The sequence below is a fragment of the Microbacterium sp. MMO-56 genome (assembly GCF_037146215.1).
Lineage (GTDB): Bacteria > Actinomycetota > Actinomycetes > Actinomycetales > Microbacteriaceae > Microbacterium.
In genome coordinates this window covers 110,761-137,401 of record NZ_JBBCVW010000005.1, presented here as the reverse complement: position 1 = coordinate 137,401, position 26,641 = coordinate 110,761, and the positions used below count along the sequence as shown (strand labels likewise).

The following is a 26,641-nucleotide window of genomic DNA, read 5'->3' as shown; positions in this document are numbered from 1 at the left end:
ACGCACCGATCATGAAAGCCGTACACTTCGGCGCCGGGAACATCGGGCGCGGGTTCGTCGGGCTCCTCCTGCACGAGGGCGGATACGAGCTGGTGTTCTCCGACGTCGCGGCGCCGCTCGTCGATGCGATCAACGCCGTCTCGGAGTACACCGTGCACGAGGTGGGCGACGGCGGCACCGACAAGGTCGTCACGGGCTTCCGCGCGGTGAACAGCCAGACCGACCCCCAGGCCGTCATCGACGAGGTCGCGACCGCCAACGTCGTCACGACCGCCGTCGGGCCGACCATCCTCCGATTCGTCGCGCCGCACATCGTCGCGGGGCTCGCGCTGCGGGATCCCTCCGCCCCTCCCCTGCAGGTGATGGCGTGCGAGAACGCGATCGGCGCGACGGACATCCTCCGCGACGAGGTCCGCGCCCAGGCCGGGGACGCCTGGGAGGTGCTCTCGGCGCGCGCCGTGTTCGCCAACACCGCGGTCGACCGGATCGTGCCGGCGCAGCCGCCGGGAGAGGGCGTCGACGTGACCGTCGAGCCCTTCTTCGAGTGGGCGATCGAGCGCCCGCCGTTCGGCGACGAGCCGCCCACGATCCCCGGCGCCCACTTCGTCGACGACCTGGCGCCCTACATCGAGCGGAAGCTCTTCACGGTCAACACCGGCCACGCGACGACCGCGTACTTCGGAGCGCAGGCGGGCATCGAGAAGATCTCGGACGCGCTCGCCGATCCCGCAATCGCCGCCCGGGTCGCCGCGACCCTCGAGGAGACCTCCGCCCTGCTGGAAGCCGTGCACGGGCTGGACCCCGCGGAGCTCGCCGAGTATCGGGCGACGATCCTGCGCCGGTTCGCGAACCCCGCTCTGCCCGACACCGTCGGACGCGTCGGACGCCAGCCGCTGCGCAAGCTCTCGCGCCACGAGCGGTTCGTCGGCCCCGCCGCGGCGGCCGCCGAACGGGGGCTCCCCACGACCGCCCTGGTCGCGGCGATGGGCGCCGCCCTCGCCTTCGACGAGCCCGACGACGAGCAGTCCGTCGAGCTGCAGCGCCGCCTGCGGGAGGAGGACGCGGAGGCGTTCACCGCATCGGTGACGGGGCTCGAGCCCGGTCATCCGCTGTTCGCCGTCGTGGCCGAGGTCGTCCGGGAGCGTCAGTCCGAGCTCTGATTCAGACGCATACACTTTAGGGATGACCCGAAAGCCCTCCCGCCGTCGCCGCATCGTCCTGTGGAGCCTCAGCGTCCTCGGCGGGCTCGTGGTCGCCGCGGTCGTCGGAGTCCTCGTGTGGAGTCAGGTCGGCGTGATGGCGGCCGAACCCGAGCCGCTCGAGGCGGTGCGGGCCGACCCCGCGATCTCGATCACGGATGATGCCGCGGGCATCGTGCTGGCGCCGTCCGCGGGCGGAGACGGTCCGGGACTCGTCTTCATCCCGGGGGCGAAGGTCGACCCGTGGGCCTATGCGTCGATGCTGGCCGGGCTGGTCGCGGACGACGGCATGACCGTGGTGATCACCAAGCCGTGGCTGAACCTGGCGTTCTTCGACCCCCGGCCGCTGTCGACCTTCACGGGCCTCGCCCGCGGCGCCGACCGGTGGCTCGTGGGCGGGCACTCCCTCGGCGGTGTGCGGGCGTGCCAGCTCGCATCCGACGCGGACGGCCTCGTGCTGTTCGCCTCCTACTGCGCGACCGACATCTCCGAGTCCGGCCTTCCGGTGCTGAGTCTCTCGGGATCCGAAGACGGGCTGTCGACCCCGCAGAAGATCGCGGACGCGCGGGGGATGCTCCCCACGGACGCCGTCCTGGTGGAGATCCCCGGGGCGTCGCACGCCTCGTTCGGCGCTTACGGTGCCCAGTCCGGCGACGGTGTCGCCTCAATCCCCGACGCGGAGGTCGATGCCGTGGTGACCGCGCGCATCGGCGAGCTCGCCGCCGCCCTCCCCTGACCCCGCCCGGCCCCCGGCCCCGGCCCGCCCGCCCCACCCCTCCGTCCGGCCCCACCCCTCCGTCCGGCCCTGCCCCCGCTTGCCGGTTCACAACTCCGGAGATTTCGCCCCAGGTCCACCCCGCACCCCTCCTTCCCCGCCTGCGGCCCCGGGTCTCCGGAGTTGTGAACCACCCGCCCGCCTCTCTCCCGACCCCAGACCGCCAACCCGCCGCCGACCTCGCCCGCCGCACCCTCCCTTCCCTCCACCCCGGCCCCTGTCCACAACTCCGGAGAACTGGCCACCGGCCCGCCGCACAGCCCACTCCCACCGCCCACGGCCGCACAACTCCGGAGTCGTGCACCGCCCGCTCGCCCCGCCCCCTCCTCCCCAGACCCCGCGGGAGGCGGACTCTCCCCCATCGGCGGATTCCGGCACCGAACCGGCGCACGGCCAGAGCACCCTTGCCGCATGCGTCGTCCCGCTCCGTACCATCCACTCCTCCCCGCCGACGTGCCCATCGCCCTTCTGCGCCGCGCGGATCTGCGCGCCACCGGCGCCACCGGACGCCAGATCACCGACGCGGTGCGCGACGGACGACTCCTGCGCCTCCGGCGCGATCGCTACCTCCCGGCCGGGGCGCACCCGACGATCTGCGCGGCGGCGAGGTGGGGCGGGCGTCTGGACTGCGTCTCCGTCCTGCAGTTGTTCGGCGTCTTCGTGCGCGAGACGGGAGGTCTGCACGTGCAGCTGGCGCCGGACGCCTCGCGGGTACCCCGGCCCGACGGCGCGGCACGGGTCATCCGCCACTGGAGGACGAGCCGCGCCGAGGCGGACGCCGCTCTGGCGCCCCTCGACGAGGCGCTCCTGGCCGCGGTGCGCTGCCAGCCTCCCCGCGACGCCATCGCGACCCTCGACAGCGCCTGGCACCTCGGCGTGGTCGACGAGGCGCGGGTGAACGACCTCTTCACCCGCCTGCCCCGGCGGTACCGCTCACTGCGTCGCCTGCTGGACCGCCGCGCCGAGTCCGGTACGGAGACCCTCGTGCGCCTCATGCTCCGGGCGATCGGGTGCCGCATCGAGCTCCAGGTGTCGATCGACGGCGTGGGCCGTGTCGACCTCGTCGTCGACGGGTGGCTCCTCATCGAATGCGACAGCGAGGCCCACCACGGCTCCTGGCAGGACCACAAACGCGACCGCCGGCGGGACGCCGCCGCCGTCGCCCTCGGCTACACCCCGCTCCGACTGCTCGCCGAGGACATCCTGTACCGCCCCGAGTGGGTCGCGAGCCTGCTCCGGCGCACGATCGAAACCGGTCCGGCCCGCCGCCAGGCGTTCATTACTCCGGAGGAACGGGCTCGCTGATCCTCTATTCGGCGATATGGGCCGTGGTCAAGCAGGAACTCCGGAGTTGTGAACGCCCAGCCCGCCGACCACCGAGACCGGACACCGAGGCCGACCCCCGGGCCGGACCCGGTGGGTCAGGCGGTGAAGCCGTCGCCGATCAGCTCGATGAGCTCCTCGCGCTCCTCGACCGAGAGGAACGCGCCGGCGGCGGCGTTGAGCTGGAAGGCCTCCAGGTCCTCGAGGCGGTACTCGAAGGTCTCGGCGAGGAGCGCCAACTCGCGCGTCAGCGAGGTGCGGCTCATGGTGCGGTTGTCGACGTTGACCGTCACGGCGAAGCCGAGCTGGTACAGCAGATCGAAGGGGTGATCCTCGAGCGCGGTGCCCCAGCGGGCGATCGCCCCGGTCTGGAGGTTCGACGACGGCGAGAGCTCGAGCGGGATCTCGCGGTCGCGCACCCAGCGCGCGAGGTCACCGAAGGTCACCAGCACCTCGTCGCCCTTCTGCTGCACGACCTCGAGGTCCTCGGCGATGCGCACACCGTGGCCGAGACGCAGCGCGCGCCCGTCGATGAGGGCGGAGCGGATCGAGTCGAGCCCGGCGGCCTCGCCCGCGTGCACGGTGACGGGGAAGAACTCGGATGCCAGGTAGTCGAAGGCCGCGCGGTGGTTGGACGCCGGGAAGCCGTCCTCGGCTCCGGCGATGTCGAAGCCGACGGCGCCGCGACCGCGGAACGCGACGGCGAGCTTCGCGATCTCGAGCGACCGGTCGGCATGGCGCATCGCCGTGATCAGCTGCCCGACCCGGATGTCGCGCCCGCTGCCCTCGACGGCGTCCTCGCCCTCCTCGATGCCCTCCTGGACCGCCTCGACGACCTCCTCGAGAGACAGTCCGCCGCCGAGGTGCTGCTCGGGCGCCCAGCGCACCTCGCCGTAGATGACGCCGTCGGCGGCCAGGTCCTCGACGAACTCCCGCGCGACGCGGCGCAGCCCGTCCGCCGTCTGCATGACCGCGGTGGTGAGGTCGAACGTCTTCAGATACTCCACCAGCGAGCCGGAGTCGCTCTGCTCCTCGAACCAGTCGGCGAGATCGTCCGCGTCGTCGGCGGGGACCTCGAGGCCGATCTGGTCGGCGAGCTCCAGGATCGTCTGCGGGCGCAGGGCCCCGTCGAGGTGGTCGTGCAGCGACACCTTCGGCAGGGAACGGATGGAGACGCCGTCGAGCTTCGCGTCGCCGTGCTGGTCGATGGCCATGGTGTGTCCTTCGAGGGAGGAGGGGTGGAGAGGGGGGCGGATGACCGGTGGTGCGCTCAGGCGGTGATGCGCTCTCGGACGATCGAGCCGGTCGACGGCGCCTGCGCACCGATCTCCCAGGATCCCTCGACCGCATCGAGCGCGCGCTCGAAGCGCTTCTCATCATCGGCCAGCAGGGTGAACAGCGGCTGTCCGACGGCGATGGAATCACCGGGCTTGACGTGCAGGTCGATGCCGGCGGCGTGGATGACCGGGTCCTGCGCCCGAGCGCGGCCGGCGCCCAGGCGCCACGCCGCGATGCCGAACGGCAGGGCATCCATCCGCGTCACGACGCCGTCGCGGTCCGCGAGGACGGTGTGGGTCTCACGCGCCTCGGGCAGATCCGCGTCGGGATCCCCGTCCTGCGCGCGGATCATCTCGCGCCAGGCGTCCATCGCGCGGCCGTCGCGGAGCGCGCCCTCGACGTCGGCATCGGGCTGCCCGGCGAGGGCGAGCATCTCGCGCGCGAGCGCGACGGTCAGCTCGACGACGTCGGCGGGTCCGCCGCCGGCGAGCACCTCGACCGATTCGCGCACCTCGTTGGCGTTGCCGATGGCGAGTCCGAGCGGGGTGTTCATGTCGGTGAGCAGCGCTGTCGTGGCCACGCCCGAGTCGGTGCCGAGGGCCACCATCGTGCGGGCGAGCTCGCGCGCCTTCTCGATGTCCTGCATGAACGCGCCGGAGCCGAACTTCACGTCGAGCACGAGCGCATCGGTGCCCTCGGCGATCTTCTTGGACATGATGCTCGACGCGATGAGCGGGATCGCCTCGACCGTCCCGGTGACGTCGCGCAGCGCGTACAGGCGCTTGTCGGCGGGGGCGAGCCCGGAGCCGGCCGCGCAGATCACCGCGCCCACGCCCTCCAGCTGAGCGAACATCTCCTCGTTCGACAGGGCGGCGCGCCATCCGGGGATCGACTCGAGCTTGTCGAGCGTGCCGCCGGTGTGGCCGAGGCCGCGCCCGGACAGCTGGGGCACGGCGACACCGAAGGCGGCGACGAGGGGGGCGAGCGGGAGGGTGATCTTGTCACCGACGCCTCCGGTGGAGTGCTTGTCGACGGTGCGCTTGCCGAGGCTCGCGAAGCTCATCCGCTCTCCCGAGGCGATCATCGCGTCGGTCATCACCCGGATCTCGTCGCGCGTCATGCCGTTGAGCAGCACCGCCATCGCGAACGCCGCCATCTGCGAGTCGGCGACGTACTCGCGGGTGTACGCGTCGATCATCCAGCGCAGCGCGTCCTCGGGCACCACGCCCTTGTCGCGCTTGGTGCGGATGACGTCGACGGCGTCGAAGGGCTCGGGGGCGCTCATCGCACGGCCTCCAGATCGCGGGGCCCGAAGGCGTCGGGCAGAACCTCGTCGATCGTGCGGATGCCCGACACGGTCTCCAGCAGCATCCCGGGCAGCGCGAACTCGTTCAGCAGCTGACGGCAGCGGCCGCACGGCATGATCGTGGCGCCCTCCCCGTTGACGCACACGAACGCGACGAGCTGTCCGCCGCCCGACATGTGCAGATCGCCGACGAGCGCGCATTCGGCGCACAGCCCCACCCCGTACGAGGCGTTCTCGACGTTGCAGCCGGACACGATGCGTCCGTCGGTGACCAGCGCGGCCGCGCCCACCCGGTAGCGGGAGTACGGCGCGTACGCACGCTCCATGGCCTCGGTGGCCGCGTGGCGCAGCTCGTCCCAGTCGATGTCCGTCACGTGAGGGGTCACTCCTTGATGTAGGGCTTGCCGGACGCCGCCGGTCCCCGGATCTGACCGGCGAAGCCGGCGACGGCGAGGATCGTGACGACGTACGGGAGCATGAGCATGAATTCGCTCGGGATGGGGGTCTTCAGCACGGTCAGCAGGTTCTGCAGGTTCGTCGCGAAGCCGAACAGCAGGGCGGCGAGGGTCGCCCGGATCGGGTCCCACCGGCCGAAGATGACCGCCGCGAGGGCGATGAAGCCGAGCCCCGCCGTCATGTCCTTGCCGAACTGCGGCACGGACACGAGGGTGAAGTACGCACCCCCGATGCCGGCGATCGCGCCGGCGAGCGAGACGTTCCAGAACCGCGTGGCGTTGACCTTGATGCCGACGGTGTCGGCGGCCTGCGGGTGCTCGCCGACCGCGCGCAGCCGCAGCCCCCACCGGGTGCGGTACAGCGCCCAGGCGACGACGGCGACCGTCACGAACATGAGGTAGACGATGAAGGTCTGGTTGAACAGCACCGGACCGACGATCGGGATCTCGCTGAGCCCGGGGATCTGGATGCGCGCGAAGCGCTCGGGACGGTTGAGCTGCTGCTCGTTGGGCACGAGCAGCGCGCCGTACAGGAATCCGGTGAGTCCGGTGACGAGCACGTTCAGCACGACGCCGACGATCACCTGGTCGACGAGGTAGCGGATCGCGAAGACCGCGAGGACGAGCGAGACCAGCACGCCGCCGATCATCGCTCCGATGAGCCCCACGAAGGGGTTGCCGGTGAGGCTCGACAGCAGCGCCGCGGAGAAGGCGCCCAGCAGCAGCTGCCCCTCGATGGCGACGTTGACGACACCGACCCGCTCGCCGATCACTCCGCCGAGCGCACCGAACACGAGCGGCACCGACAGCGAGACCGCGCCGAAGAGGAGGCTCGGCACCGGGACGAGGCCGTTGGCCCCGGCCCACACCAGGAACGCGAAGATCCCGAGGACGCCGAACGCGATCGTGAGCCACAGCGGCGTCCGCCGGTAGGACCAGGCCTCCCAGAACGCCCACAGCGCGAGGACGAGCAGCACGGCCCACACGAGCCATGAGGTGGGAGCGGTCGGCACCCCGATCTCGGGGAGCGCGAAGGACTGCGACGGGTCGCCCAGCCGGAACGTCGAGGTGCCGTCGCGCGGAGCGAGGCCGAACAGGGCGGCCAGCAGCGCGGTGATCACGGCGAGGACGATGGGCGCCTTGAAGTGCCGCTCGCGGACGACGGCCAGCTGGATCGTGCCGTCGCTGTTCTCCGCCTGGGCGGGGGTGAGCGAGACGCTCATGCGGTCACCGCCTTCTTCGCGGCCTTGGCTCTCGCCTTGGCGGCCTTCTCGGCATCCGTCTTCGGCAGGAAGAACACCGCGCGCAGAAGCGGCGGGGCCGCGATGAAGAGCACGATGAGCGACTGCACGACGAGCACGATGTCGACCGGGATGCCCTGAGCCTGCATCGAGAACGATCCGGCCTTGAGCGCTCCGAAGAGGATGCCCGCCGCGAGGGTGCCCCACGCGCGGCTGCGCCCCAGCAGGGCGACCGTGATCGCGTCGAAGCCGATGCCCGCGTCGATCGTGGCGCCGAACCCGGTGGTCACGGTGCCCTGGATCTGGTTCATCGCGGCCAGGCCCGCCAGGCCTCCGGCGAAGAGCATCGCGTAGATGTACAGGCGCCCCACGTTCATGCCCGCGGCCCGCGCGGCGTGCGGGTTCTCGCCGACGGCGCGCAGCCGCAGGCCGAGGCTCGAGCGCTCGATGAGCCACCACACGAAGACGGTTGCGGCCACCACGACGACGAAGCCCCAGTCCAGCTGCGGGAACTGCGGACCGAGCAGGTCGGGGAACTGCGCGGTCTGCGGCGTCGCGCGCGACTGCGGTTGGTTGGTGTTCGGCGCCTGCAGCAGGCCGGGGGTGCGCAGCATCCACAGCAGCAGGTAGTAGGCGACGTAGTTCAGCATGATCGTGAGGATGACCTCGTGCGCGCCGGTCCGGGCCTTGAGCAGGCCCACGAGACCGCCCCACAGCGCACCGCCGACGATGCCGGCGGCCAGCGTGATCGGGAGGTGCAGCCACAGGGGCAGGTCCAGGTTGAACGCGAACAGCCCCGCGAACATCGCGGCGATGAGCATCTGGCCGCGGGCGCCGATGTTGAACAGGCCGGCGCGGAAGGCGAGCGCGACACCGAGCCCGGCGGCGATGAGCGGCGTCGCGAAGCCCAGCGAGTTCGTGATCGGACGGATCTGGGCGGCGAAGTCGGCACCGCGCGCGTTGAAGATCGCGCCGCGGAACAGCGCCTCGTACCCGCCGACGACGGCGTTCCAGATGGCGACGAGCGTGTCACCCGGCCGCGCGAAGAAGTAGCCGGCGGCCTTCTGCACGTCGGGGTTCGTCGAGGCGATGAGGATGCCGCCGACGATCATGGCCAGCACGATCGCGAGGACCGTCGTCACGGCGCTGCCGCGCAGCAGCTCCTTGAGGAAGATGCCCGAGCGGGTCGGGGCGAACTCACCGGGGGGCGTCGGCGCCGGCTCACCGGTGAGCGGACCGGTCGCCCGGGGGAGCTCGGCATCGCCGGCGGGCGTCGCCGATCCGTCGTCGACGGGCGTCGAACCGCTCATGCGGCCACCTCCGGGTCGGTTGCGCCGGCCATCATCAGGCCCAGCGTGTCTCGTGGCGTGTCGCCGGGGACGATCCCCACCACCGTGCCGCGATACATGACGGCGATGCGGTCGGCGAGGGCGGAGACCTCGTCGAGCTCGGTGGAGACGACGACGATGGGGATGCCCGCGTCACGCGTCTCGATGATGCGGCGATGGATGAACTCGATCGATCCGACGTCGACGCCGCGCGTGGGCTGGGCGACCACGAGCAGCCGGAGCTCCCGGCTCATCTCCCGCGCGATGACGACCTTCTGCTGGTTCCCTCCGGAGAGGGTGCCTGCGGGCGTCTCCGGCCCCTGCGTGCGGATGTCGTACTCGCGGATGCGGTCGCGGGCGAACGCGTCCAGGGCCGCGCGGCGGATCGTGCCCCCGCGGGCGAAGGCGGGGTCCCCCGAGCGGTCGAGGATGAGGTTCTCCGCGACGGAGAAGCCCCCGACCAGGCCGTCCTCCTTGCGGTCCTCCGGCACGAAGCCGACGCCCTCGTCGAGGATGCCGCGGACGCTCTTGCCGACCAGTTCGGTGCCGTTGAGGCTGATGGAGCCCTCGACGCGGGCGGCGAGACCGACGATCGCCTCGACGAGCTCGGTCTGTCCGTTGCCCTGCACGCCGGCGACGGCCAGGACCTCGCCGGGGCGGACGTGGAAGGAGACGCCGTCCACGACGATCGCGCCGGACGGGGTGAGCACGCGCAGGTCCCGCACCTCCAGGCCGCCCTCGCCGAGGCGCGGTGCCTCCTTGTGGACGGTCAGCTCGACGGCGCGTCCGACCATGAGCGAGGCGAGCTCGGCATTGGTCGCGGTGGGCGAGGCCTCTCCGACGACCTTGCCGAGCCGGATCACGGTGATGCGGTCGGCGACTTCGCGGACCTCGCGCAGCTTGTGGGTGATGAAGACGATGGAGGTGCCCTCGTCGCGCAGCTGGCGCATGATCGCCATCAGCTCGTCGGTCTCCTGCGGGGTGAGCACCGCGGTCGGTTCGTCGAAGACGAGCACCTTCGCGTCGCGCGAGAGAGCCTTGATGATCTCGACGCGCTGCTGGACGCCGACGGGCAGATCGCCGACCAGGGCGTCGGGGTCGATCTCGAAGCCGAAGCGCTGGGCGACCTCGCGCACGTGACGTCGCGCGGCGGCGAGATCGAGCCGCCCGAGGGTCTTCGTGTCCTCGTGCCCGAGCATGACGTTCTCGGCGACGGTGAAGACCGGGATCAGCATGAAGTGCTGATGGACCATGCCGATGCCGGCATCCATCGCGTCGCCCGGGCCGCGGAAGTTCTGTGCGACGTCGTCCAGGAGGATCTCCCCCTCGTCGGCGCGGTACAGGCCGTACAGCACGTTCATGAGGGTGGACTTGCCGGCGCCGTTCTCTCCGAGGAGCGCGTGGATCTCCCCCGGCTGGACCACGAGATCGATGTGGTCGTTGGCGACGAGGCTGCCGAATCTCTTCGTGATCCCGCGGAGCTCGAGCTTCATAGATGAACCCTACCTGGGTCGAAATCGGGTGGGGAAGGCGACCGAACGGAACTCGGGGCGAGCAGCCTGCGGCTGCTCGCCCCGAGGGTCGCCGGTCGGATCAGGAGCCGGCGGGAGAGTTCTTCGACTCGACCGTGATGGTCCCGGCGATGATCTCCTCCTGGAGCTTCGCGAGCTCGTCGGTGAGACCGGCCGGCAGCTTCGACTCGAAGTCGTGGAAGCTGGAGAGCTTGACGCCCTCGTTCTTCAGCGTGCCCACGTACGGCGTCGGGTCGAACTCGCCCTTGGCGGCGGCCATCGTCGTGTCGTAGACGGCGACGTCGATCGCCTTCATGATCGAGACGAGGGTGATGTCGGCGACCGACGGGTCGGCGACGGCGAGGTCGCTGTCGACGCCGAGCATGACGGTGTTCTTGCCGCTGTCGGCGATCGCCGCCGCAGCGCTCTGGTAGACGGGGCCGCCGACGGGCAGGATCACGTCGACGCCCTGGTCCAGCACGCCCTGCGCAGTCTGCTTGGCGGTGTCGTTGGCGTCGAAGCCGCCCGTGAACGAGCCCTGCTGCGTCGCGCTGTCCCACCCGAAGACCTGCACGTCGGTGCTCTTGACCTCGTTGTACTTCTTCACGCCGGCCTCGTAGCCGTCCATGAAGACCGCGACCGACGGGATCTGCATGCCGCCGAAGGTGCCGACCTTGTTGACGCCGGCCTGCGCCGACCACGCCGCCGCGGCGTAGCCGCCAAGGTAGGCCGCCTCCGCCGTGTTGAACACGAGGGGCTTGATGTTCGGGGCGTCCGTCTTGCCGTCGAAGTCGGTGTCCGCGAGGTCGTCGATGATCGCGAAGCTGAGGTTCGGGTTGGCGTTGGCCGCCTCGACCGTGGCGGCGGCGAGCTTGAAGCCGACGGCCACGACGAAGGTGCAGCCCTCGGAGATGGCGGTCTGCATGTTGGGCGCGTAGTCGGTGTCGGTCTTGGACTCGAACTCGACGGCCTTGATGCCCAGCTCGGCGACCGCCTTGTCCATGCCGTTCTTGGCGGACTCGTTGAACGACTTGTCGTTCCAGCCGCCCGCGTCGGAGACCAGGCAGGGCTTGAAGCCGTCGACGGCACCGCCTGCGGCGGCCGAACCCGTGCCCGATGCGTCAGGCGCCGAACCGCAGCCGGCGAGAGCGATGATGAGCCCGGCCGCGGCGGTGATGCCGGCGAGCTTCTTGGTGGTCGAGATGGTCAATGCAGCCTCCACATTGATGGGCACGCGGATCTCGCGGGCGCACGCGTTCGAAGTTACAGAGTGTGACAGCCGACGTGCATGCTGCGCCGACCCGTGAGCGGAAATGGTTACAAAGACGCAATCAACGCGACACGGCGCGCGCAGGATGCCCGGCGCACCGCACCGCGCCACCGCGTCCGCCGCGCGGCGACGCGGGTCAGAGCACGTCGCCTCGACCGGTGAGCTTGAGGGCGTCCACGACGCCCTTCACCCGCTGCGCGTGCTCGCTCGTGGTCACGAGGAGGGCGTCCGGGGTGTCGACGACGACGATGTCCTTGACGCCGATGAGGCTGATGACGCGGGTCGTGTGGCTCACGACGATGCCGCTGGCCGCGTCCGAGAGGATGCGGGCGTTCTCGCCGAGGATCGCGAGGTCGTTCTTGCGTCCGCTGGAGTTGAGCTTGGCGAGGCTCGCGAAGTCGCCCACGTCGTCCCAGTCGAAGTGCCCCGGCACCACGGCGAGGCGGCCCTTGTCGGCCGCCGGCTCGGCGACGACGTAGTCGATGGCGATCTTGGGCAGCCGCGGCCAGATGCGGTCGACCGCGGGTCCGCGGCGCTCCCGGTCATCCCACGCCTCCGCGAGCTCGATGAGGCCCGCGTGCAGCTCGGGGTTGTTGGCCTCGATCTCGGCCAGCAGCACGTCGGCGCGCGAGATGAACATCCCCGCGTTCCACAGATAGTCCCGGTCGGCGAGGTACGCCTTGGCCGTCTCGAGGTCGGGCTTCTCCACGAAGCGCTCCACGAGCGACGCGTCCCGCGCGCCGTCGACGATGATCTCGCCGCCGCGCTTGATGTAGCCGAAGCCCACCGCGGGCTCCGACGGGGCGATCCCGATCGTGCAGATGTACCCCTCGCGGGCGACCTCCACGGCATCGCGCACGGCGAACTCGAAGACCCGGGTGCCGCGGATCACGTGGTCGGCCGCGAAGGACCCGATGATGACGTCGGGCTCCCGGCGGTGCAGGATCGCCGCGGCGAGGCCGATGGCCGCGGCGGAATCGCGCGGCTCGGACTCGAGGAAGACGTTGCGGTCGGGGATGCCCGGCAGCTGGTCCTCGACGGCCGCGCGATGCGCCCGCCCCGTGACCACGGCGATCCGGTCGGCGCCCGACAGCGGCTCCAGCCGGTCCCACGTGTCCCGGAGCAGGGAGTGCCCCGAGCCGGTCAGGTCGTGCAGGAACTTGGGCGCGTCCGCGCGGGAGAGCGGCCAGAGGCGACTGCCGACGCCTCCGGCGGGGATCACGGCGTAGAAGTCGGCGATGGGAGCTGCCATGGCAGAGAGACTACCCACCCTCCGAAAGAAGGCGGAATCGTGACGTTCTCTCGATATCGAGAGAACTTAGGTTCGCCTTCCTCGCCCGTCCCGCGCACCGCGACCTAGGATGAGAGGGCGCCCGTGTGCGACGCCAAGGGTCCCCCTGCGAGCGGGGTCCCCGGGGCCGATGTCTGCCCCCGCCGTATCGAGGTGTCCGATCACACCAAGGGAGGACGACCGTGTCTGCACCAGCACGTGTCACACCGTCGGTATCCGAGACCACATCCAGAACCCCGCGCGGAACGCTGTACCGCGGCAACGAGGGCATGTGGTCGTGGGTGCTGCACCGCATCACCGGCGTCGCCATCTTCTTCTTCCTGCTCGTACACGTGCTCGACACCTCGCTGATCCGGGTGTCCCCCGAGGCGTACGACGCGGTCATCGGCACCTACAAGAACCCCATCATGGGGTTCGGCGAGGTCGCCCTCGTCGCCGCGATCGTCTACCACGCCTTCAACGGCCTGCGGATCATCGCGGTCGACCTGTGGCCGTGGGCGACGCGCCACCAGCGCCAGCTGTGGTGGACGGTCCTGGGCCTCTGGGTCATCACGGTCGGCGGCTTCGCCGCCCGCCACATCCCGATCGTGCTCTCGAACATCGGAGGAGGTCACTGATGTCCGTGACGCAGGCTCCCGACCTCGCCGCACCCCGTTCCGCGCACCCCCGCAAGAAGGGCGCCAACCTCGAGAAGTGGGGCTGGCTGTACATGCGCGTCTCCGGCGTGCTGCTCGTGGTCCTCATCTTCGGCCACCTCTTCGTGAACCTGATGCTCGGCGAGGGCATCCACGGCATCGACTTCGCGTTCGTGTCGGGCAAGTTCGCGAGCCCGTTCTGGCAGTGGTGGGACGTGCTGATGCTCTGGCTGGCGCTCATCCACGGCGCCAACGGGATGCGCACGATCGTGAACGACTACGTGACCGGTGCGACCACGCGCAAGGTCCTGGTGTGGGCGCTGTGGCTCGCCGCGGGATTCCTGATCCTGCTCGGCACGCTCGTCGTCTTCACGTTCGACCCGTGCCTGGGCATCGAGAACTCCACGACCGAGTGGCTGATCGAGAAGTGCTCGGCGCTCTGACGCCCGACACGATCGCACCGCCGCAGACGAAGCAGAAGACGAAGGCAATCCTGACGTGAGCACACAGCATCCCGAGGCGGTCCTGAAGGACGGCGTCTACTACCACGAGTTCGACATCGTCATCGTCGGAGCCGGCGGCGCCGGCATGCGCGCGGCCATCGAGGCGGGCCCGGGGGCCCGTACGGCGGTCATCACGAAGCTCTACCCCACGCGCTCGCACACCGGTGCGGCGCAGGGCGGCATGGCGGCGGCGCTCGCGAACGTCGAAGAGGACTCGTGGGAGTGGCACACCTTCGACACGGTCAAGGGCGGCGACTATCTCGTCGACCAGGACGCCGCGGAGATCCTCGCCAAGGAGGCGATCGACGCGGTCATCGACCTCGAGAACATGGGTCTGCCGTTCAACCGCACCCCCGAGGGCAAGATCGACCAGCGCCGCTTCGGCGGGCACACCGCCGACCACGGCAAGACCCCCGTGCGCCGCGCGTGCTACGCCGCCGACCGCACCGGCCACATGATCCTGCAGACGCTGTTCCAGAACTGCGTCAAGCTCGGCATCAACTTCTTCAACGAGTTCTACGCACTCGACCTGATCACCGTGAAGGATGCGGACGGCAAGACCCAGGTCGCCGGCGTCGTCGCCTACGAGCTCGCCACGGGCGACCTGCACGTCTTCCACTCCAAGGCCGTCATCTTCGCCACCGGCGGCTTCGGCAAGATCTACAAGACGACCTCCAACGCCCACACCCTCACGGGCGACGGCGTCGGCATCGTGTGGCGCAAGGGCCTGCCCCTCGAGGACATCGAGTTCTTCCAGTTCCACCCGACCGGGCTCGCAGGCCTCGGCATCCTCCTCACCGAGGGCGCCCGAGGCGAGGGCGCCATCCTCCGCAACGCCTCGGGCGAGCGCTTCATGGAGCGCTACGCCCCGACCATCAAGGACCTCGCGCCGCGCGACATCGTCGCGCGCTGCATGGTCAAGGAGGTCCTCGAGGGGCGCGGCGCCGGCCCGCACAAGGACTACGTCTACCTCGACTGCACGCACCTGGGCGCCGAGGTCCTCGAGACGAAGCTGCCCGACATCACCGAGTTCGCGCGCACGTACCTCGGCGTCGACCCGGTGACCGAGCCCGTGCCGGTCATGCCGACCGCCCACTACGCGATGGGCGGCATCCCGACCAACAACGACGGCGAGGTCCTCGCCGACAACACGACCGTCGTCCCGGGGCTCTACGCCGCCGGCGAGTGCGCCTGCGTGTCGGTGCACGGTGCGAACCGGCTGGGCACGAACTCGCTGCTGGACATCAACGTGTTCGGCAAGCGCTCGGGACGCAACGCCGTCGCGTACGTGCAGACCGCGGACTTCGTGCCGCTGCCCGAGGACCCGGCCAAGGAGGTCCGCGAGATGCTCGAGGGCCTGCGCACCAACCAGGGCACCGAGCGCGTCGCGGTGCTGCGCAAGACGCTACAGGAGGAGATGGACGCCAACGCCCAGGTCTTCCGCACGGAGCAGACCCTGACCGACGTCATGGGGACGATCCACGACCTGCGTCAGCGCTACCGGAACGTCCACGTCGACGACAAGGGCAAGCGCTTCAACACCGACCTGCTCGAGGCCGTCGAACTCGGGTTCCTGCTCGACCTCGCCGAGATCGTGGCCTACGCCGCCCGCAACCGCAAGGAGAGCCGCGGCGGCCACATGCGCGAGGACTACGAGAAGCGCGACGACGAGAACTACATGCAGCACACCATGGCCTACCTCACGGGCGACCCGCACTCCCCGGATCCGGAGGACCACATCCGTCTGGACTGGAAGCCCGTCGTGTTCACGAAGAACGAGCAGGGCGAGTTGAACTACCCCCCGATGGAGAGGAAGTACTGATGTCCACCGCCATCGCCGAGCACGACACCGCCGAGACGACGGGGGAAGCCCCGATCCAGTCGTACCTGGTCACCTTCAACATCCGCCGGTTCGATCCCGAGGTCGATGCGGAGCCGCGCTGGGTCGACTACGACGTCGAGCTGTACCCGACCGACCGCGTGCTCGACGCGCTCCACAAGATCAAGTGGGAGGTCGACGGGTCGCTGACCTTCCGCCGCTCCTGCGCGCACGGCATCTGCGGCTCGGATGCGATGCGCATCAACGGACGCAACCGGCTCGCCTGCAAGACGCTCATCAAGGACCTCGACATCTCGAAGCCCATCTACGTGGAGGCCATCAAGGGACTTCCGCTGGAGAAGGACCTCGTCGTCGACATGGAGCCCTTCTTCGCGTCGTACCGCGAGGTGCAGCCCTTCCTCGTCGCGAACTCGAAGCCCGAGGCCGGCAAGGAGCGCATCCAGTCGATCGCCGACCGCGAGATCTTCGACGACACCACCAAGTGCATCCTCTGCGCCGCGTGCACGTCGTCGTGCCCCGTGTTCTGGACCGACGGTCAGTACTTCGGACCGGCCGCGATCGTCAACGCGCACCGCTTCATCTTCGACTCGCGCGACGACGCGGCCGACGTGCGCCTGGACATCCTCAACGACAAGGAGGGCGTGTGGCGCTGCCGCACGACCTTCAACTGCACCGAGGCCTGCCCGCGCGGCATCGAGGTCACCAAGGCCATCGCCGAGGTCAAGCAGGCCGTCCTGCGCCACTGACCCGACCGCCCCGGACCGCCGTCGACGGCGTGACCACCGAGGCATCGATATGCTGACGACGTGAGCCGCCACCCCTCCTCCCCTCCCCGCGCGGCGGAGGCGGCACGGGCCGAGGAGGAGACCCTCCGCGAGCGGTGGGAGGCGCGGCAGAGCGCCCTGCGCGAGCGACTGGATGCGCCGCTGAGCGCGGCGACCGAGATCACCCGCAAGACGCTCGCCCTCTTCCCGGTGCGGGTGTGGCGTCACTTCCTGCAGCACAACGGCTTCCTCCTCGCGGCGGGTGTGAGCTATCAGGCGCTGTTCGCGTTCTTCGCCGTCATCTACGTCGCCTTCGCCGCCGTCGGCGTGTGGCTCGGCGGCAGCCCGGGGGCCGCGCAGGCGCTCATCGACGTCATCAACGGCTACATCCCGGGACTCATCGCATCCCACGGCGGGCTCATCACCACCGACCAGGCGATGGCGATCGCCACCGAGTCGACCGGCGTGCTCGCCGTCACGGGTCTCATCGCCCTCGCCACGGCGATGTGGACGGCGATCGGGTTCGTGACCTTCACGCGTCGGGCGGTGCGCGACATCTTCGGGCTCCCGTTCGACAGTCGCTCCTACCTGCTCCTGAAGGCGCGGGACCTGGTCGCCTCGCTCGCGTTCGGGATCGCGCTCATCCTCGGCTTCTCCATCACGGTGACCGGGACCGCGGCGATCGGGTGGGTGTTCTCCCTGCTCGGCTGGAGCGAGGCGCTCGGTCTCTACCGGATCGGGGCGGGGCTCGCCTCCGTCATCGTGTCGATCGGCCTCTTCTCGGGAGCACTGGCGCTGCTCTTCCGCTTCCTCACGGGGACATCCCTCCACTGGCGGCGGATCTGGCCCGGCGCTCTGCTCGGCGGCGCCGCGATCACGGTCCTGCAGCTCGGTGCGGGACTGCTGCTGCGCTACACGCCCTCCAATCCGCTGCTGGCCACCTTCGCGATCTTCATCGGTCTGCTGCTGTGGTTCCGCGCGATGGGCGTCATCATCCTCGTCGCGTCCGCCTGGATCGCCGTCTCGGCACGCGACGAGGACGAGCCGCTCACGCCGGTCAGCGAGGCCGAGCGCCTGCGCGAGGAGCACGCGGCTCTCCTGCTCGCCGCGCAGGTCCGGCTGCGCACCGCGCGCATCGCGCACGACACGGCCCCCTGGTACCGCCGGCCGCGCACCGGCCGCGCGCTGCGGGAGGCCCAGTCCGAGCTCGCCGAGGTGCAGGCGGCGACGCCCCCACCGCCCGAGCCCCGGGGTCTGCTCCTGGACTGACGTGTCCGCCGCCCTGGTTAGGCTGGTCGGATGCCCCGTACCCTCCGTATCGCCTCGGTGAACGTCAACGGCATCCGCGCCGCCGTCCGGAAGGGCATGGCCTCGTGGTTGGAGGCTGCGGACGTCGACGTCCTCACCCTCCAGGAGGTGCGGGCACAGGCGTCCGACCTGGCCGCGGCCCTGCCCGACTGGCACATCGTGAACGACGAGGCCCTCGCCAAGGGCCGCGCCGGTGTCGCCATCGCCGCCCGCCGGCCGCTCGACATCTGGCGGACCGACCTCGGCGACGCCACCCTCGACACGCGCGGCCGCTGGGTCGAGGCAGACATCGACGTCGACGGGCGGACCGTGACGGTCGTGAGCGCGTACGTGCACACGGGCGAGGACGGGACCGAGAAGCAGGTCGCGAAGTACGCCTTCCTCGATGCGATGACGGCGCGGATGCCCCTGCTCGGCGACCACGCGCTCATCACCGGCGACCTCAACGTCGGGCACCGCACCCTCGACATCCGCAACTGGCGCGGGAACGTGAAGAAGGCGGGTTTCCTGCCCCGCGAGCGCGCCTACTTCGACCGCTTCACCGGTGCGGCGGGCACGACCGTGGAGGGCGTGGACGGCTCGGTGGGCACGGGGCTCGGGTGGGTCGATGTGGGACGCCGCTGGGCGGGCGAGGTCGACGGCCCCTACACCTGGTGGTCGAACCGCGGGAAGGCGTTCGACACCGACACCGGCTGGCGGATCGACTACCACCTCGCCACGCCCGCCCTGGCCGACCGGGTCACCGACTACCGGGTCGTCCGCGCGCCGTCCTGGGACACGCGGTGGAGCGACCACGCCCCCGTCGTCGCCGACTACGCGTTCTGAGCGCGGTCGGGCTCCCGGCCTGCGCTCAATAGACTGGAGCCATGACCAGGCCCCGCCTCTACTCCGGAATGCAGCCGTCCGCCGACTCCCTCCAGATCGGCAACTACATCGGTGCGCTCCTGCAGTGGCGGGACCTCCAGGAGGCCTACGAGGCGTTCTTCTCGGTCGTCGACCTGCACGCCATCACCGTCGCGCAGGACCCCGCCGAGCTCCGTGAGAAGACGCGGCGCACCGCCGCCCAGTACATCGCCGCCGGCATCGAGCCGTCCAAGTCGACGCTGTACGTGCAGTCCCAGGTGCCCGCCCACGCCGAGCTCGCCTGGGTCCTCGGGACGATCACCGGCTTCGGCGAGGCCGGCCGGATGACGCAGTTCAAGGACAAGTCGAGCCGCTACGGCTCGGACGCCACCAGCGTCGGGCTGTTCACGTATCCGATCCTGATGGCCGCGGACATCCTGCTCTACCAGACCGACATCGTCCCCGTGGGCGACGACCAGAAGCAGCACGTCGAGCTCACGCGCGATCTCGCCGAGCGGTTCAACTCGCGCTACGGCACGGCGTTCACGGTGCCGATCCCGGTCATCCAGAAGGAGACCGCGCGCATCTACGACCTGCAGAACCCGACGTCGAAGATGAGCAAGTCGGCCGAGTCGGACGCGGGCGTGCTGTGGCTGCTCGACGATCCCGCCGCCTCCGCGAAGAAGATCATGCGCGCCGTGACGGACAACGACGGCTCCGTCCGCTACGACCGCGAGAGCAAGCCCGGCGTCTCGAACCTCCTGACGATCTATGCGGCCCTCACCGGACGGCAGATCCCCTCCATCGAGGACGAGTACGCCGGTCGCGGGTACGGCGACTTCAAGAAGGGCCTCGCCGAGGTGATCGTCGAGGAGTTCGGCCCCGTGCGGGCGCGCGCCCTGGAACTGCTCGCCGACCCGGCCGAGCTCGACCGTCTGCTGGCCTCCAACGCCGACCGCGCCGCGGAGGTCGCCGACGCGACACTCGCCGACGTCTACGACAAGGTCGGCCTCCTGCGCCGCCGCTGACCCGGCTCGCCGAGCGCGGAACGTGACGGGGCCGCTCAGGCCTCGAAGAACGCCGCGGCGACGCGGCTGAGCGCGAGCAGGTCGGCCGTGCCGGCGAGTTCGCGCGCGGAGTGCATCGACAGGATCGGGATGCCCACGTCGACGGTCCGCACGCCGAGCCGTGTCGCGGTGATCGGGCCGATGGTCGACCCGCACGGCACGGCGTTGTTCGAGACGAACTCCTGCGAGACGACCCCCGCCGCGGCGCACCAGCCGTGCCATGCGGCCGCACCCGCGGCATCCGTCGCATACCGCTGATTCGCGTTGATCTTCAGGATCGGGCCCGACCCCAGCACCGGCCGCACGACCGGGTCGTGCTTCTCGGGATAGTTCGGGTGCACGGAGTGGCCGACGTCGCTGGAGACGCACCACGACGCCGCGAGCGCACGCAGCTGCTGCTCGCGGCTCGCCCCGAGCCCGAGCTGGATGCGCTCGACGACCTCGGCGAGGAACGGCCCGGCCGCCCCCGACCTCGTGGCCGAGCCGACCTCTTCGTGGTCGAAGACCGCCAGCATCGCGATGTCTGCGCCCTCGTCGCCCGCGCTCTCGAGGGCGACGAGCCCCGCGTGCACCGAAGCGAGATCGTCGAGACGCCCGGAGGCGAAGAACACGTCGTCCTTGCCGAACACGGCACCGCGCGCGGAGTCGGCGGTCACGACGTCGTAGCCCCGGATGCGATCGGCGGCGACGCCGGCGGCGTCCGCGAGCTCGGCGAGGAGATCGGCCGAGTCGGCCGCGCCCAGGCCCCACACGGGCTGGGTCTGGGTCTGCTTGTGCAGCGCGAGGTGGTCGTTCGCCTCGCGGTCGAGGTGGATCGCGAGCTGCGGCAGCCGAAGGAGCGGGCCGGTCGCACTCAGGACCTCGGAGCCGTCGTCGAGGACGAGCCGCCCGGCGAGTCTCAGCTCGCGATCGAGCCAGGAGTTCAGCAGGGGTCCGCCGTAGATCTCGACGCCCGCCTGCAGCCACCCCAGGCGCCCCGTGGTTGGCTGCGGCTTGAGCTTGAGGGCGGGCGAGTCGCTGTGCGCCCCGAAGATCCGGAAGGCGGTGTCGGCGGTCGCGCGCGCCGGGACGATCCACGCGATCACCGCGCCGTCGCGGACGACGAGCCGACGCGCCCCCGGCGCGATCGACCAGGGTGCGGCCTCGTCGAGCTCGTGGAAGCCGGCGGCGCGGAGGCGGCGGGCCACCTCGGCGGCGGCATGGAAGCTGGAGGGCGCGGCCGCGACGAAGTCGGCGAGGTCCTCGGCGTGGGCACGGGCGGCGGGAGCGGACATCCCTCCAGGGTAGTTCGCCCCCGAGCACCGGACACGGCGCTCGGGCAAAGCTCAAGCACCGGACACGGCGCTCGGCGAAGCCCAAGCGTCGGACACGGCGCTCGGCGAGGGCTCAGCGGCGGGGGTCGATGCCGATCCGCACGGCGTCGGCTCCGTGCCGCAGGGCGTCGGCGTCGGCGAGCGAGAGGACGGGCTCGACGAGATCCTCGAACGGGCGCGCTCCGCACGCCGCGCGGAGGTACGCGATCGCGTCGACGAGGTCCGTCCCCGTCCCGCGCGGGACGCGCGACACGCGGATGCGGTCCCGGATCGGCGCGCCGGCCGCGATCGGGACGGTCGTGTCGTCGCCCGTGAGCACGACGGCGCCCCCGGCCTCGACGACCGCGAGCACGGTCTCGACGGCCGCGCCGGCTCCGGAGGTCTCCACTGCGACGCGGACGCCGGTGCCGCCGACGGCACGCGCGGCCCGCGCGATGGCACCCTCGTCGCAGGGGTCGACGACCGCGGCGGCGCCGAAGCGGCGTGCCCGGGCTCGGCGCCGATCGTCGGGTTCCGAGACGATGACGCGCGCGCCGCGATCGGCGGCCATCGCGGTCGCCGACAGGCCGCGGAGCCCCGCGCCCGTGACGAGCACGACCGCGCCGTCGAGGTCGACGTCGTCCTCCGCCGTCCGCAGCGCCGCCCACGCGGTCGACGCGGCGCACGCCGCGGGCGCCGCCACCCGCGCGGGCATCCGCTCCCCCACGGCGACGAGCGCCGTCCCGGCGCGCAGGTGCACGTGGGTCGCCACCGTGCCCACGAGCTCCCAATGGCCGCCGATCCGCTCGCGGCCGTAGTGGTGGATGCTCCGGCATCCGGCGAGGGCGTCCGAGCCCTCCGCACCCCGCAGGCACCCGCTGCACGACCCGCAGGCGAAGGCCGTCCCCCAGACGACCCGGTCTCCGAGCAGGACGTCGCGCCCGGTCGCGGCCCGCGCCCCGCCCTCGCCGAGGGCGACGATGCGGCCGACCCCCTCGTGGCCGGGGACGAACGGCGCGGGCACCGCGAGCCCGCCCGTGGCAGCGCGCAGATCCGCGGCGCACGTGGTCGCCAGTTCGACGGCCACGAGCACGTCCCCGGGCGCGAGGACGACCCCGGGGACCGCCATCGTCTCGTAGGGCTCGTCGCGCGCCGTCCACACCCGGGCGAGGGCCGCGGGACGCACGATGATGTCGCGCGCCGCGGCGACGCCGGACGGCGCCGGGGCGGGGGCATGGCGGAGCTTCATCGACGGGTTCTTCGCGACAGGGAGCGGTGGATGCCAGTACTCTTCCATCGCCCGCGCGCCGGGCCGCGCCGCCCGGACCGAGTTCAGCGCATGTTCACCTCCCCGCCGCACGCGTCTCGCCGGTGCGTCGTCGTCCGGTCGCCGGTCAGCCGGAACGTCGCGGGGCTCCGGGGCGGCGCGGGGCTCGGAGGCGGCGCGGGGCGAACGCGGCCAGGAGCGGCACCCCGCTCGCGACGACGAGGATCGTGCCGAGCACGGGCAGGCCCGGCAGCACGAGCGCGCCCCCGACCAGCAGGGCGGCGAACACGACGGCGAGGATCGTCCGGCGCAGCAACGCTTCGAGGCGGTCGAGCCGGAGATCGATCTGGGGCGTGTCCACGGAGAGTCCGCCCCGATCGATCCGGGCTGCGACCGCGTCGATCCGCTGCGGCAGGCCGAGGAGGGTCTTCGCGTAGTCGAGCGCGCCGCTCGCCGCGTCGGCCACGACGCCGCGACTCTCCTCGCGCAGGAGCTTCTGGGCGAACGGCTCGATCGCGTGCCAGACGTTGAACCGCGGGTCCAGCGCGCTGCACACCCCGGAGGTGAGGGAGACCGCCCGCATGATCAGCAGGAAGTCCTCCGGCAGCTGCACCGGCAGGGCCCGCATCGCGTCGCCGAACTCGTCGGCGAACGCCCGCAGCTCGCGCTGGTCGACGTTCTGCAGATCGCCGAACGAGAGGCCGCCGAAACGGGCGAACAGCGCGGTGAGCGCGCGTTCGAGCTCGCTCGTGTCGGCGCCGGGCAGCAGGACTCCGACCTGCTCGATGCCCGCGACGAGCCCCTTCCCGTCGCGGGCGGCGACGGCGATGACCATGCGGCGCAGCCCGGCACGCAGCCCGTCCGGGACCTGCCCCATCATGCCGAAGTCGATGAAGGTGACGGTCCACGTGCGCCCCGCGGCGTCGGGGGCGTGGGGCGTCACGAACACGTTCCCCGGGTGCGGGTCGGCGTGGAAGAACCCGGCACCGAACAGCTGGGTGAACATCGCCTCCGCGAACTCCTGGGCGACGGCGGCGGGATCGATCCCCGCCGCGCGCAGCGCGGCCACGTCGTTCAGCTTGATCGCCGTGACGTCCGACAGGGTGAGCACCCGCCGCGTCGTCCGCTCCCACACCACGGCGGGCGCCGCGACCCGGCGCCCATCGGCGAACAGGTCTGCGAACCGCTCGGCGTTGACCGCCTCGTGCAGGTAGTCGACCTCTTCGCGGCAGGTCGCGGCGAACTCGGCGACGAGGGCCGGGGCGTCGACGCGCTCCGAGACGATCCGGATCCGGCTGAGGCGCGCCGCGATCGTCCGCAGCGCGGCGAGGTCGGTCTCGACCACCTGGTCGATGCCGGGCCGCTGCACCTTGACGACGACGTCCGCGAATCCGGCGAGCGCCTCGTCGTCGACGGCCAGCCGGGCACGGTGCGCCTGACCGAGGGACGCCGCCGCCACCGGCTCCTGGTCGACCCAGGCGTACGCGCGCTCGAGCGGCACGCCGAGCTCGGCTTCGGCGAGAGCCCGGATCTGCGAGAAGGGAACCGCGGGCACCTCGTCCTGCAGCTGCTCCAGCTCGCTCGTCACCTCCGGCGGCAGCACGTCCAGGCGCGACGACAGGAACTGGCCCACCTTGATCATGAGCCCGCCCAGATCGATCGCCAGCACGCGGAATCGTCGCGAGATCCGCTGGAGCCGCGCGACGCGGCCGCGTTCGGCGAAGCGCCGGAGTCCGACGCGCGGCAGCACGAGCTCGAACCACCACGTCGAGACCATGACGCCCGTCGCGAATCGGACGATGCGGTCGTACCGAGCGCGCGAGGGCGCCCGTGCGGGGCCGGACGCGGAGGGCGTCCGGCTCGCCGTCGTCATCCGGTCAGCCTTCGGCGAGGATCGCGTACAGCTTGCGCCGCGCCTCGTCGATGATGTCGACCGCGCGCTGCACCTGCTCGGGAGAGCCGATCCGCCCGACCTGCATCGCCGCCTGCGCCAGCCCGGCGCCGGCCTTGGGCAGCGCGCCGAACCCCGGCCCGTCGGCGCGGGAGTCGCCCGCATCCGCGGAGCCGGATGCCGCCTCCGGCGTACGCCACGGCGCGGGACGGTCGGATGCCTCGGCGCGCCCCGCCTCGGTGATCGAGTACGTCTTGCGGCCGCCCTCCTCCTGCACCTCGACCATGCCTTCGTCGGTCAGCAGCTGCAGGGTCGGATAGACCGAGCCGGGGCTCGGCTTCCAGGATCCGCCGCTGCGCTCCTCGATCTGCTGGATGATCTGGTAGCCGTGCATCGGGCTCTCGGCGAGGAGGGCGAGGATCGCCACGCGGACGTCGCCGCGGCCCATCCGCCCGCCGCTCTTGTGGGCGAACGTCGCGCCCACGCCTTGCTCGAAGTTCTGCTTCAGCTGCCCGAGGGCGTCGAACAGGTCGTTCATCCCCGCGCCGCCGAAGCCGCCGAATCCGCCTCTGCCGTCCCCGGATCCACCGGCTCCGAATCCGCCGAATCCCTGTCCACCGTACGAACCGCTCATGAGAACCTCCATCGATCGTGAACGATACTCAACGATATATCGCCGATATGTCGCCGACGCCGTGAGTTTCCCGAGAGTGCGACCTCGCGTCGCCCGTTCAGCGCCCGTGCGCCTCGAGGGTGCGCAGCCACAGCTCGCCGATCGTCGGGTACGCGGGGACGGCGTGCCACAGGCGCGCCAGCGGCACCTCGCCGACGATCGCGATCGTCGCGGCGTGGAGGAGCTCGGCCACGTCGGGACCGACGAGGGTCATCCCGACGACGACCTGGCGGCCCTCGTCGACGACCGTGCGGGAGGTCCCGGTGTAGCCCTCGGCGTGCGTCGCGGCGCCCGCGACGGCGCCGAGATCGACGTCGAGGACGCGCACGTCGATGCCTTCCGCGCGCGCCTGCGCCGCCGTCCGCCCGACGGCGGCGACCTGCGGCTCGGTGAAGACGACCTGCGGCACGGCCGTGTGGTCGGCGGTCGCGACATGCCGCCCCCACGGACCGTTCTGCACTCCGGAGCCGTCGGCGCGGGCGACGATCACATCGCCCGCGGCGCGTGCCTGGTATTTGCCCTGATGGGTGAGCAGGGCCCGGTGGTTGACGTCGCCGACCGCGTAGAGCCAGTCGGTGCCGCCGACGCGCATCGTGTCGTCCACGCGCACCCACTCGCCGGGAGCGAGCCCGACGGTCTCGAGGCCGAGGTCCGCGGTGCGGGGCACCCGGCCCGTCGCGACGAGGATCTCGTCCGCGACGACCTCGGATCCGTCGCCGAGGGCGAGCGTCACGCCGGCGTCGCCGCGGCGGACCGCGGTGACGTCGGTGCGCAGCCGCACCTCGACGCCCGCCTCCCGGAGACCGGCGGTGACGGCGTCGCCGGCGAGCGGGTCGAGCCCCCCGAGCAGGCCGGACCGCGCGATCACGGTGACGCGCGTGCCGAGCGAGGCGAACGCGGTCGCCATCTCGCACGCGACGACCCCGCCGCCGAGGATCGCCAACGACGCCGGCACATCGCGGACGCCCGTCGCCTCGCGGCTCGTCCACGGCGCGGCATCCGCGAGGCCGGGGATGTCGGGGAGGAGCGCGGCCGAACCCGTGCAGAGGGCGACCGCGTGACGGGCGCGCAGCACCCGTTCCGCCCCATCAGCGGCCTCGACCCGCACCGTCCGCTCGCCGTCGAGGCGGGCATGCCCGCGTACCAGGTCGATCCCCGCCTGACGGAGCCAGTCCACCTGGGAGTCGTCGCTCCACTCGTGCACCATCGCGTCGCGCGCCCGCAGAGTCGCCGCGACGTCGACGCCGCCGGTCACCGCGGCGGCGGCCCCGGGGACGGCGCGGGCGGCGCGCAGCGCGGCGACCGGACGCAGCAGCGTCTTCGAGGGCATGCACGCCCAGTACGAGCACTCCCCGCCGACCAGTTCGCTCTCGACGATCACCGCGGTCAGTCCGCCCTGCACGGCCCGGTCGGCGACGTTCTCGCCCACGGGGCCCGCACCGATCACGATGAGGTCGTACTCCGAGGCATCCGTGGGGGTATCCGGCGTGACATCCATGGGTGAACCTTTACCCGACTGTGACGTCGTATGCCAGCCCCCGAGACGATGTCGGAGGCATGTGGTTTGCTGGGAGACCCTTG

At 71.4% G+C, this 26,641-nt stretch carries 23 protein-coding genes; 10 read left to right on the top strand and 13 right to left on the bottom strand.

Annotated elements, in window-relative coordinates; genetic code table 11:
• Positions 1 to 11: 11 nt before the first annotated feature.
• The 3 genes from WFI00_RS06580 to WFI00_RS06570 all read left to right on the top strand — a co-directional run bounded on the left by WFI00_RS06580 (position 12) and on the right by WFI00_RS06570 (position 3,279).
• Complete coding sequence (locus WFI00_RS06580; RefSeq protein ID WP_336631533.1) at positions 12 to 1,160, top strand: mannitol-1-phosphate 5-dehydrogenase; 1,149 nt, start codon at positions 12 to 14, stop codon at positions 1,158 to 1,160.
• Between the two features lie 22 nt (positions 1,161 to 1,182).
• Positions 1,183 to 1,935: an alpha/beta hydrolase gene (locus WFI00_RS06575; protein WP_336631532.1), complete on the top strand. Its 753-nt coding sequence runs from the start codon at positions 1,183 to 1,185 to the stop codon at positions 1,933 to 1,935.
• 450 nt (positions 1,936 to 2,385) lie between these two features.
• Complete coding sequence (locus WFI00_RS06570; RefSeq protein ID WP_336631531.1) at positions 2,386 to 3,279, top strand: endonuclease domain-containing protein; 894 nt, start codon at positions 2,386 to 2,388, stop codon at positions 3,277 to 3,279.
• Between the two features lie 116 nt (positions 3,280 to 3,395).
• On the opposite strand, the gene WFI00_RS06565 is transcribed toward WFI00_RS06570, so the two are convergent.
• The 8 genes from WFI00_RS06565 to WFI00_RS06530 all read right to left on the bottom strand — a co-directional run bounded on the left by WFI00_RS06565 (position 3,396) and on the right by WFI00_RS06530 (position 12,938).
• Positions 3,396 to 4,511, bottom strand: coding sequence for an adenosine deaminase (locus WFI00_RS06565; RefSeq protein WP_336631530.1), 1,116 nt, complete (start codon positions 4,509 to 4,511; stop codon positions 3,396 to 3,398).
• A gap of 56 nt (positions 4,512 to 4,567) precedes the next feature.
• Complete coding sequence (locus tag WFI00_RS06560) at positions 4,568 to 5,860, bottom strand: thymidine phosphorylase (protein WP_336631529.1); 1,293 nt, start codon at positions 5,858 to 5,860, stop codon at positions 4,568 to 4,570.
• Positions 5,857 to 6,255, bottom strand: coding sequence for a cytidine deaminase (locus WFI00_RS06555; RefSeq protein WP_336631528.1), 399 nt, complete (start codon positions 6,253 to 6,255; stop codon positions 5,857 to 5,859). The genes WFI00_RS06560 and WFI00_RS06555 overlap by 4 nt, the downstream gene beginning before the upstream one ends.
• Before the next feature lie 8 nt (positions 6,256 to 6,263).
• On the bottom strand, positions 6,264 to 7,559 hold the full coding sequence (locus tag WFI00_RS06550; protein ID WP_336631527.1) for an ABC transporter permease: 1,296 nt from the start codon (positions 7,557 to 7,559) through the stop codon (positions 6,264 to 6,266).
• Entirely contained in the window at positions 7,556 to 8,887 is a 1,332-nt protein-coding gene (locus tag WFI00_RS06545) for an ABC transporter permease (protein ID WP_336631526.1), read from the bottom strand. The genes WFI00_RS06550 and WFI00_RS06545 overlap by 4 nt, the downstream gene beginning before the upstream one ends.
• Positions 8,884 to 10,398, bottom strand: a complete 1,515-nt coding sequence (locus WFI00_RS06540; protein ID WP_336631525.1) for an ABC transporter ATP-binding protein — start codon at positions 10,396 to 10,398, stop codon at positions 8,884 to 8,886. Before WFI00_RS06540 ends, WFI00_RS06545 begins: the two co-directional genes overlap by 4 nt.
• A gap of 100 nt (positions 10,399 to 10,498) precedes the next feature.
• Positions 10,499 to 11,626 carry a BMP family lipoprotein gene (locus WFI00_RS06535; RefSeq protein ID WP_336631524.1) on the bottom strand — a complete coding sequence of 376 codons (1,128 nt, stop codon included), beginning with the start codon at positions 11,624 to 11,626 and terminating at the stop codon, positions 10,499 to 10,501.
• A 196-nt stretch (positions 11,627 to 11,822) separates the two neighbouring features.
• Positions 11,823 to 12,938 carry a mannose-1-phosphate guanylyltransferase gene (locus tag WFI00_RS06530; RefSeq protein ID WP_336631523.1) on the bottom strand — a complete coding sequence of 372 codons (1,116 nt, stop codon included), beginning with the start codon at positions 12,936 to 12,938 and terminating at the stop codon, positions 11,823 to 11,825.
• A 221-nt stretch (positions 12,939 to 13,159) separates the two neighbouring features.
• Here WFI00_RS06530 and sdhC point away from each other — a divergent pair, with 221 nt between their 5' ends.
• Genes sdhC through trpS form a run of 7 tightly spaced genes read left to right on the top strand, consistent with a single transcriptional unit; the run spans position 13,160 to position 19,898 of the window.
• Entirely contained in the window at positions 13,160 to 13,594 is a 435-nt protein-coding gene (gene sdhC, locus WFI00_RS06525) for a succinate dehydrogenase, cytochrome b556 subunit (RefSeq protein ID WP_336631522.1), read from the top strand.
• On the top strand, positions 13,594 to 14,055 hold the full coding sequence (locus WFI00_RS06520; RefSeq protein ID WP_336631521.1) for a succinate dehydrogenase hydrophobic membrane anchor subunit: 462 nt from the start codon (positions 13,594 to 13,596) through the stop codon (positions 14,053 to 14,055). The genes sdhC and WFI00_RS06520 overlap by 1 nt, the downstream gene beginning before the upstream one ends.
• Positions 14,056 to 14,110: 55 nt before the next feature.
• Positions 14,111 to 15,937, top strand: coding sequence for a succinate dehydrogenase flavoprotein subunit (sdhA, locus tag WFI00_RS06515; protein ID WP_336631520.1), 1,827 nt, complete (start codon positions 14,111 to 14,113; stop codon positions 15,935 to 15,937).
• Positions 15,937 to 16,701: a succinate dehydrogenase iron-sulfur subunit gene (locus WFI00_RS06510; protein WP_336631519.1), complete on the top strand. Its 765-nt coding sequence runs from the start codon at positions 15,937 to 15,939 to the stop codon at positions 16,699 to 16,701. The genes sdhA and WFI00_RS06510 overlap by 1 nt, the downstream gene beginning before the upstream one ends.
• Positions 16,702 to 16,761: 60 nt before the next feature.
• A complete protein-coding gene (locus WFI00_RS06505; protein WP_336631518.1) occupies positions 16,762 to 17,988 on the top strand; it encodes a YihY/virulence factor BrkB family protein in 1,227 nt (408 codons plus the stop codon).
• Between the two features lie 30 nt (positions 17,989 to 18,018).
• Positions 18,019 to 18,852, top strand: a complete 834-nt coding sequence (locus WFI00_RS06500; protein ID WP_336631517.1) for an exodeoxyribonuclease III — start codon at positions 18,019 to 18,021, stop codon at positions 18,850 to 18,852.
• 41 nt (positions 18,853 to 18,893) lie between these two features.
• Positions 18,894 to 19,898 carry a tryptophan--tRNA ligase gene (gene trpS / locus WFI00_RS06495; protein WP_336631516.1) on the top strand — a complete coding sequence of 335 codons (1,005 nt, stop codon included), beginning with the start codon at positions 18,894 to 18,896 and terminating at the stop codon, positions 19,896 to 19,898.
• Positions 19,899 to 19,933: 35 nt separating this feature from the next.
• On the opposite strand, the gene WFI00_RS06490 is transcribed toward trpS, so the two are convergent.
• The 5 genes from WFI00_RS06490 to WFI00_RS06470 all read right to left on the bottom strand — a co-directional run bounded on the left by WFI00_RS06490 (position 19,934) and on the right by WFI00_RS06470 (position 26,558).
• Positions 19,934 to 21,211 carry a M18 family aminopeptidase gene (locus WFI00_RS06490; RefSeq protein ID WP_336631515.1) on the bottom strand — a complete coding sequence of 426 codons (1,278 nt, stop codon included), beginning with the start codon at positions 21,209 to 21,211 and terminating at the stop codon, positions 19,934 to 19,936.
• A 112-nt stretch (positions 21,212 to 21,323) separates the two neighbouring features.
• Entirely contained in the window at positions 21,324 to 22,478 is a 1,155-nt protein-coding gene (locus WFI00_RS06485; RefSeq protein ID WP_336631514.1) for a zinc-binding dehydrogenase, read from the bottom strand.
• Between the two features lie 145 nt (positions 22,479 to 22,623).
• Positions 22,624 to 24,369, bottom strand: coding sequence for an ABC1 kinase family protein (locus tag WFI00_RS06480; protein ID WP_336631513.1), 1,746 nt, complete (start codon positions 24,367 to 24,369; stop codon positions 22,624 to 22,626).
• A 4-nt stretch (positions 24,370 to 24,373) separates the two neighbouring features.
• Positions 24,374 to 25,021, bottom strand: coding sequence for a PadR family transcriptional regulator (locus WFI00_RS06475; protein ID WP_336631512.1), 648 nt, complete (start codon positions 25,019 to 25,021; stop codon positions 24,374 to 24,376).
• Positions 25,022 to 25,118: 97 nt separating this feature from the next.
• Positions 25,119 to 26,558: a dihydrolipoyl dehydrogenase family protein gene (locus tag WFI00_RS06470; protein ID WP_336631511.1), complete on the bottom strand. Its 1,440-nt coding sequence runs from the start codon at positions 26,556 to 26,558 to the stop codon at positions 25,119 to 25,121.
• Between the last annotated feature and the right edge of the window lie 83 nt (positions 26,559 to 26,641).

Coding starts and splice junctions, on each gene's coding strand:
- WFI00_RS06565 (WP_336631530.1), bottom strand. CDS start 4,511: ATGGCCATCGACCAGCACGGCGACGCGAAGCTCGACGGCGTCTCCATC.
- WFI00_RS06560 (WP_336631529.1), bottom strand. CDS start 5,860: ATGAGCGCCCCCGAGCCCTTCGACGCCGTCGACGTCATCCGCACCAAG.
- WFI00_RS06485 (WP_336631514.1), bottom strand. CDS start 22,478: ATGAAGCTCCGCCATGCCCCCGCCCCGGCGCCGTCCGGCGTCGCCGCG.
- WFI00_RS06480 (WP_336631513.1), bottom strand. CDS start 24,369: ATGACGACGGCGAGCCGGACGCCCTCCGCGTCCGGCCCCGCACGGGCG.
- WFI00_RS06475 (WP_336631512.1), bottom strand. CDS start 25,021: ATGAGCGGTTCGTACGGTGGACAGGGATTCGGCGGATTCGGAGCCGGT.
- WFI00_RS06520 (WP_336631521.1), top strand. CDS start 13,594: ATGTCCGTGACGCAGGCTCCCGACCTCGCCGCACCCCGTTCCGCGCAC.
- WFI00_RS06580 (WP_336631533.1), top strand. CDS start 12: ATGAAAGCCGTACACTTCGGCGCCGGGAACATCGGGCGCGGGTTCGTC.
- WFI00_RS06470 (WP_336631511.1), bottom strand. CDS start 26,558: ATGGATGTCACGCCGGATACCCCCACGGATGCCTCGGAGTACGACCTC.
- WFI00_RS06575 (WP_336631532.1), top strand. CDS start 1,183: ATGACCCGAAAGCCCTCCCGCCGTCGCCGCATCGTCCTGTGGAGCCTC.
- WFI00_RS06530 (WP_336631523.1), bottom strand. CDS start 12,938: ATGGCAGCTCCCATCGCCGACTTCTACGCCGTGATCCCCGCCGGAGGC.
- WFI00_RS06570 (WP_336631531.1), top strand. CDS start 2,386: ATGCGTCGTCCCGCTCCGTACCATCCACTCCTCCCCGCCGACGTGCCC.
- WFI00_RS06500 (WP_336631517.1), top strand. CDS start 18,019: ATGCCCCGTACCCTCCGTATCGCCTCGGTGAACGTCAACGGCATCCGC.
- WFI00_RS06540 (WP_336631525.1), bottom strand. CDS start 10,398: ATGAAGCTCGAGCTCCGCGGGATCACGAAGAGATTCGGCAGCCTCGTC.
- WFI00_RS06550 (WP_336631527.1), bottom strand. CDS start 7,559: ATGAGCGTCTCGCTCACCCCCGCCCAGGCGGAGAACAGCGACGGCACG.
- WFI00_RS06490 (WP_336631515.1), bottom strand. CDS start 21,211: ATGTCCGCTCCCGCCGCCCGTGCCCACGCCGAGGACCTCGCCGACTTC.
- trpS (WP_336631516.1), top strand. CDS start 18,894: ATGACCAGGCCCCGCCTCTACTCCGGAATGCAGCCGTCCGCCGACTCC.
- WFI00_RS06545 (WP_336631526.1), bottom strand. CDS start 8,887: ATGAGCGGTTCGACGCCCGTCGACGACGGATCGGCGACGCCCGCCGGC.
- WFI00_RS06510 (WP_336631519.1), top strand. CDS start 15,937: ATGTCCACCGCCATCGCCGAGCACGACACCGCCGAGACGACGGGGGAA.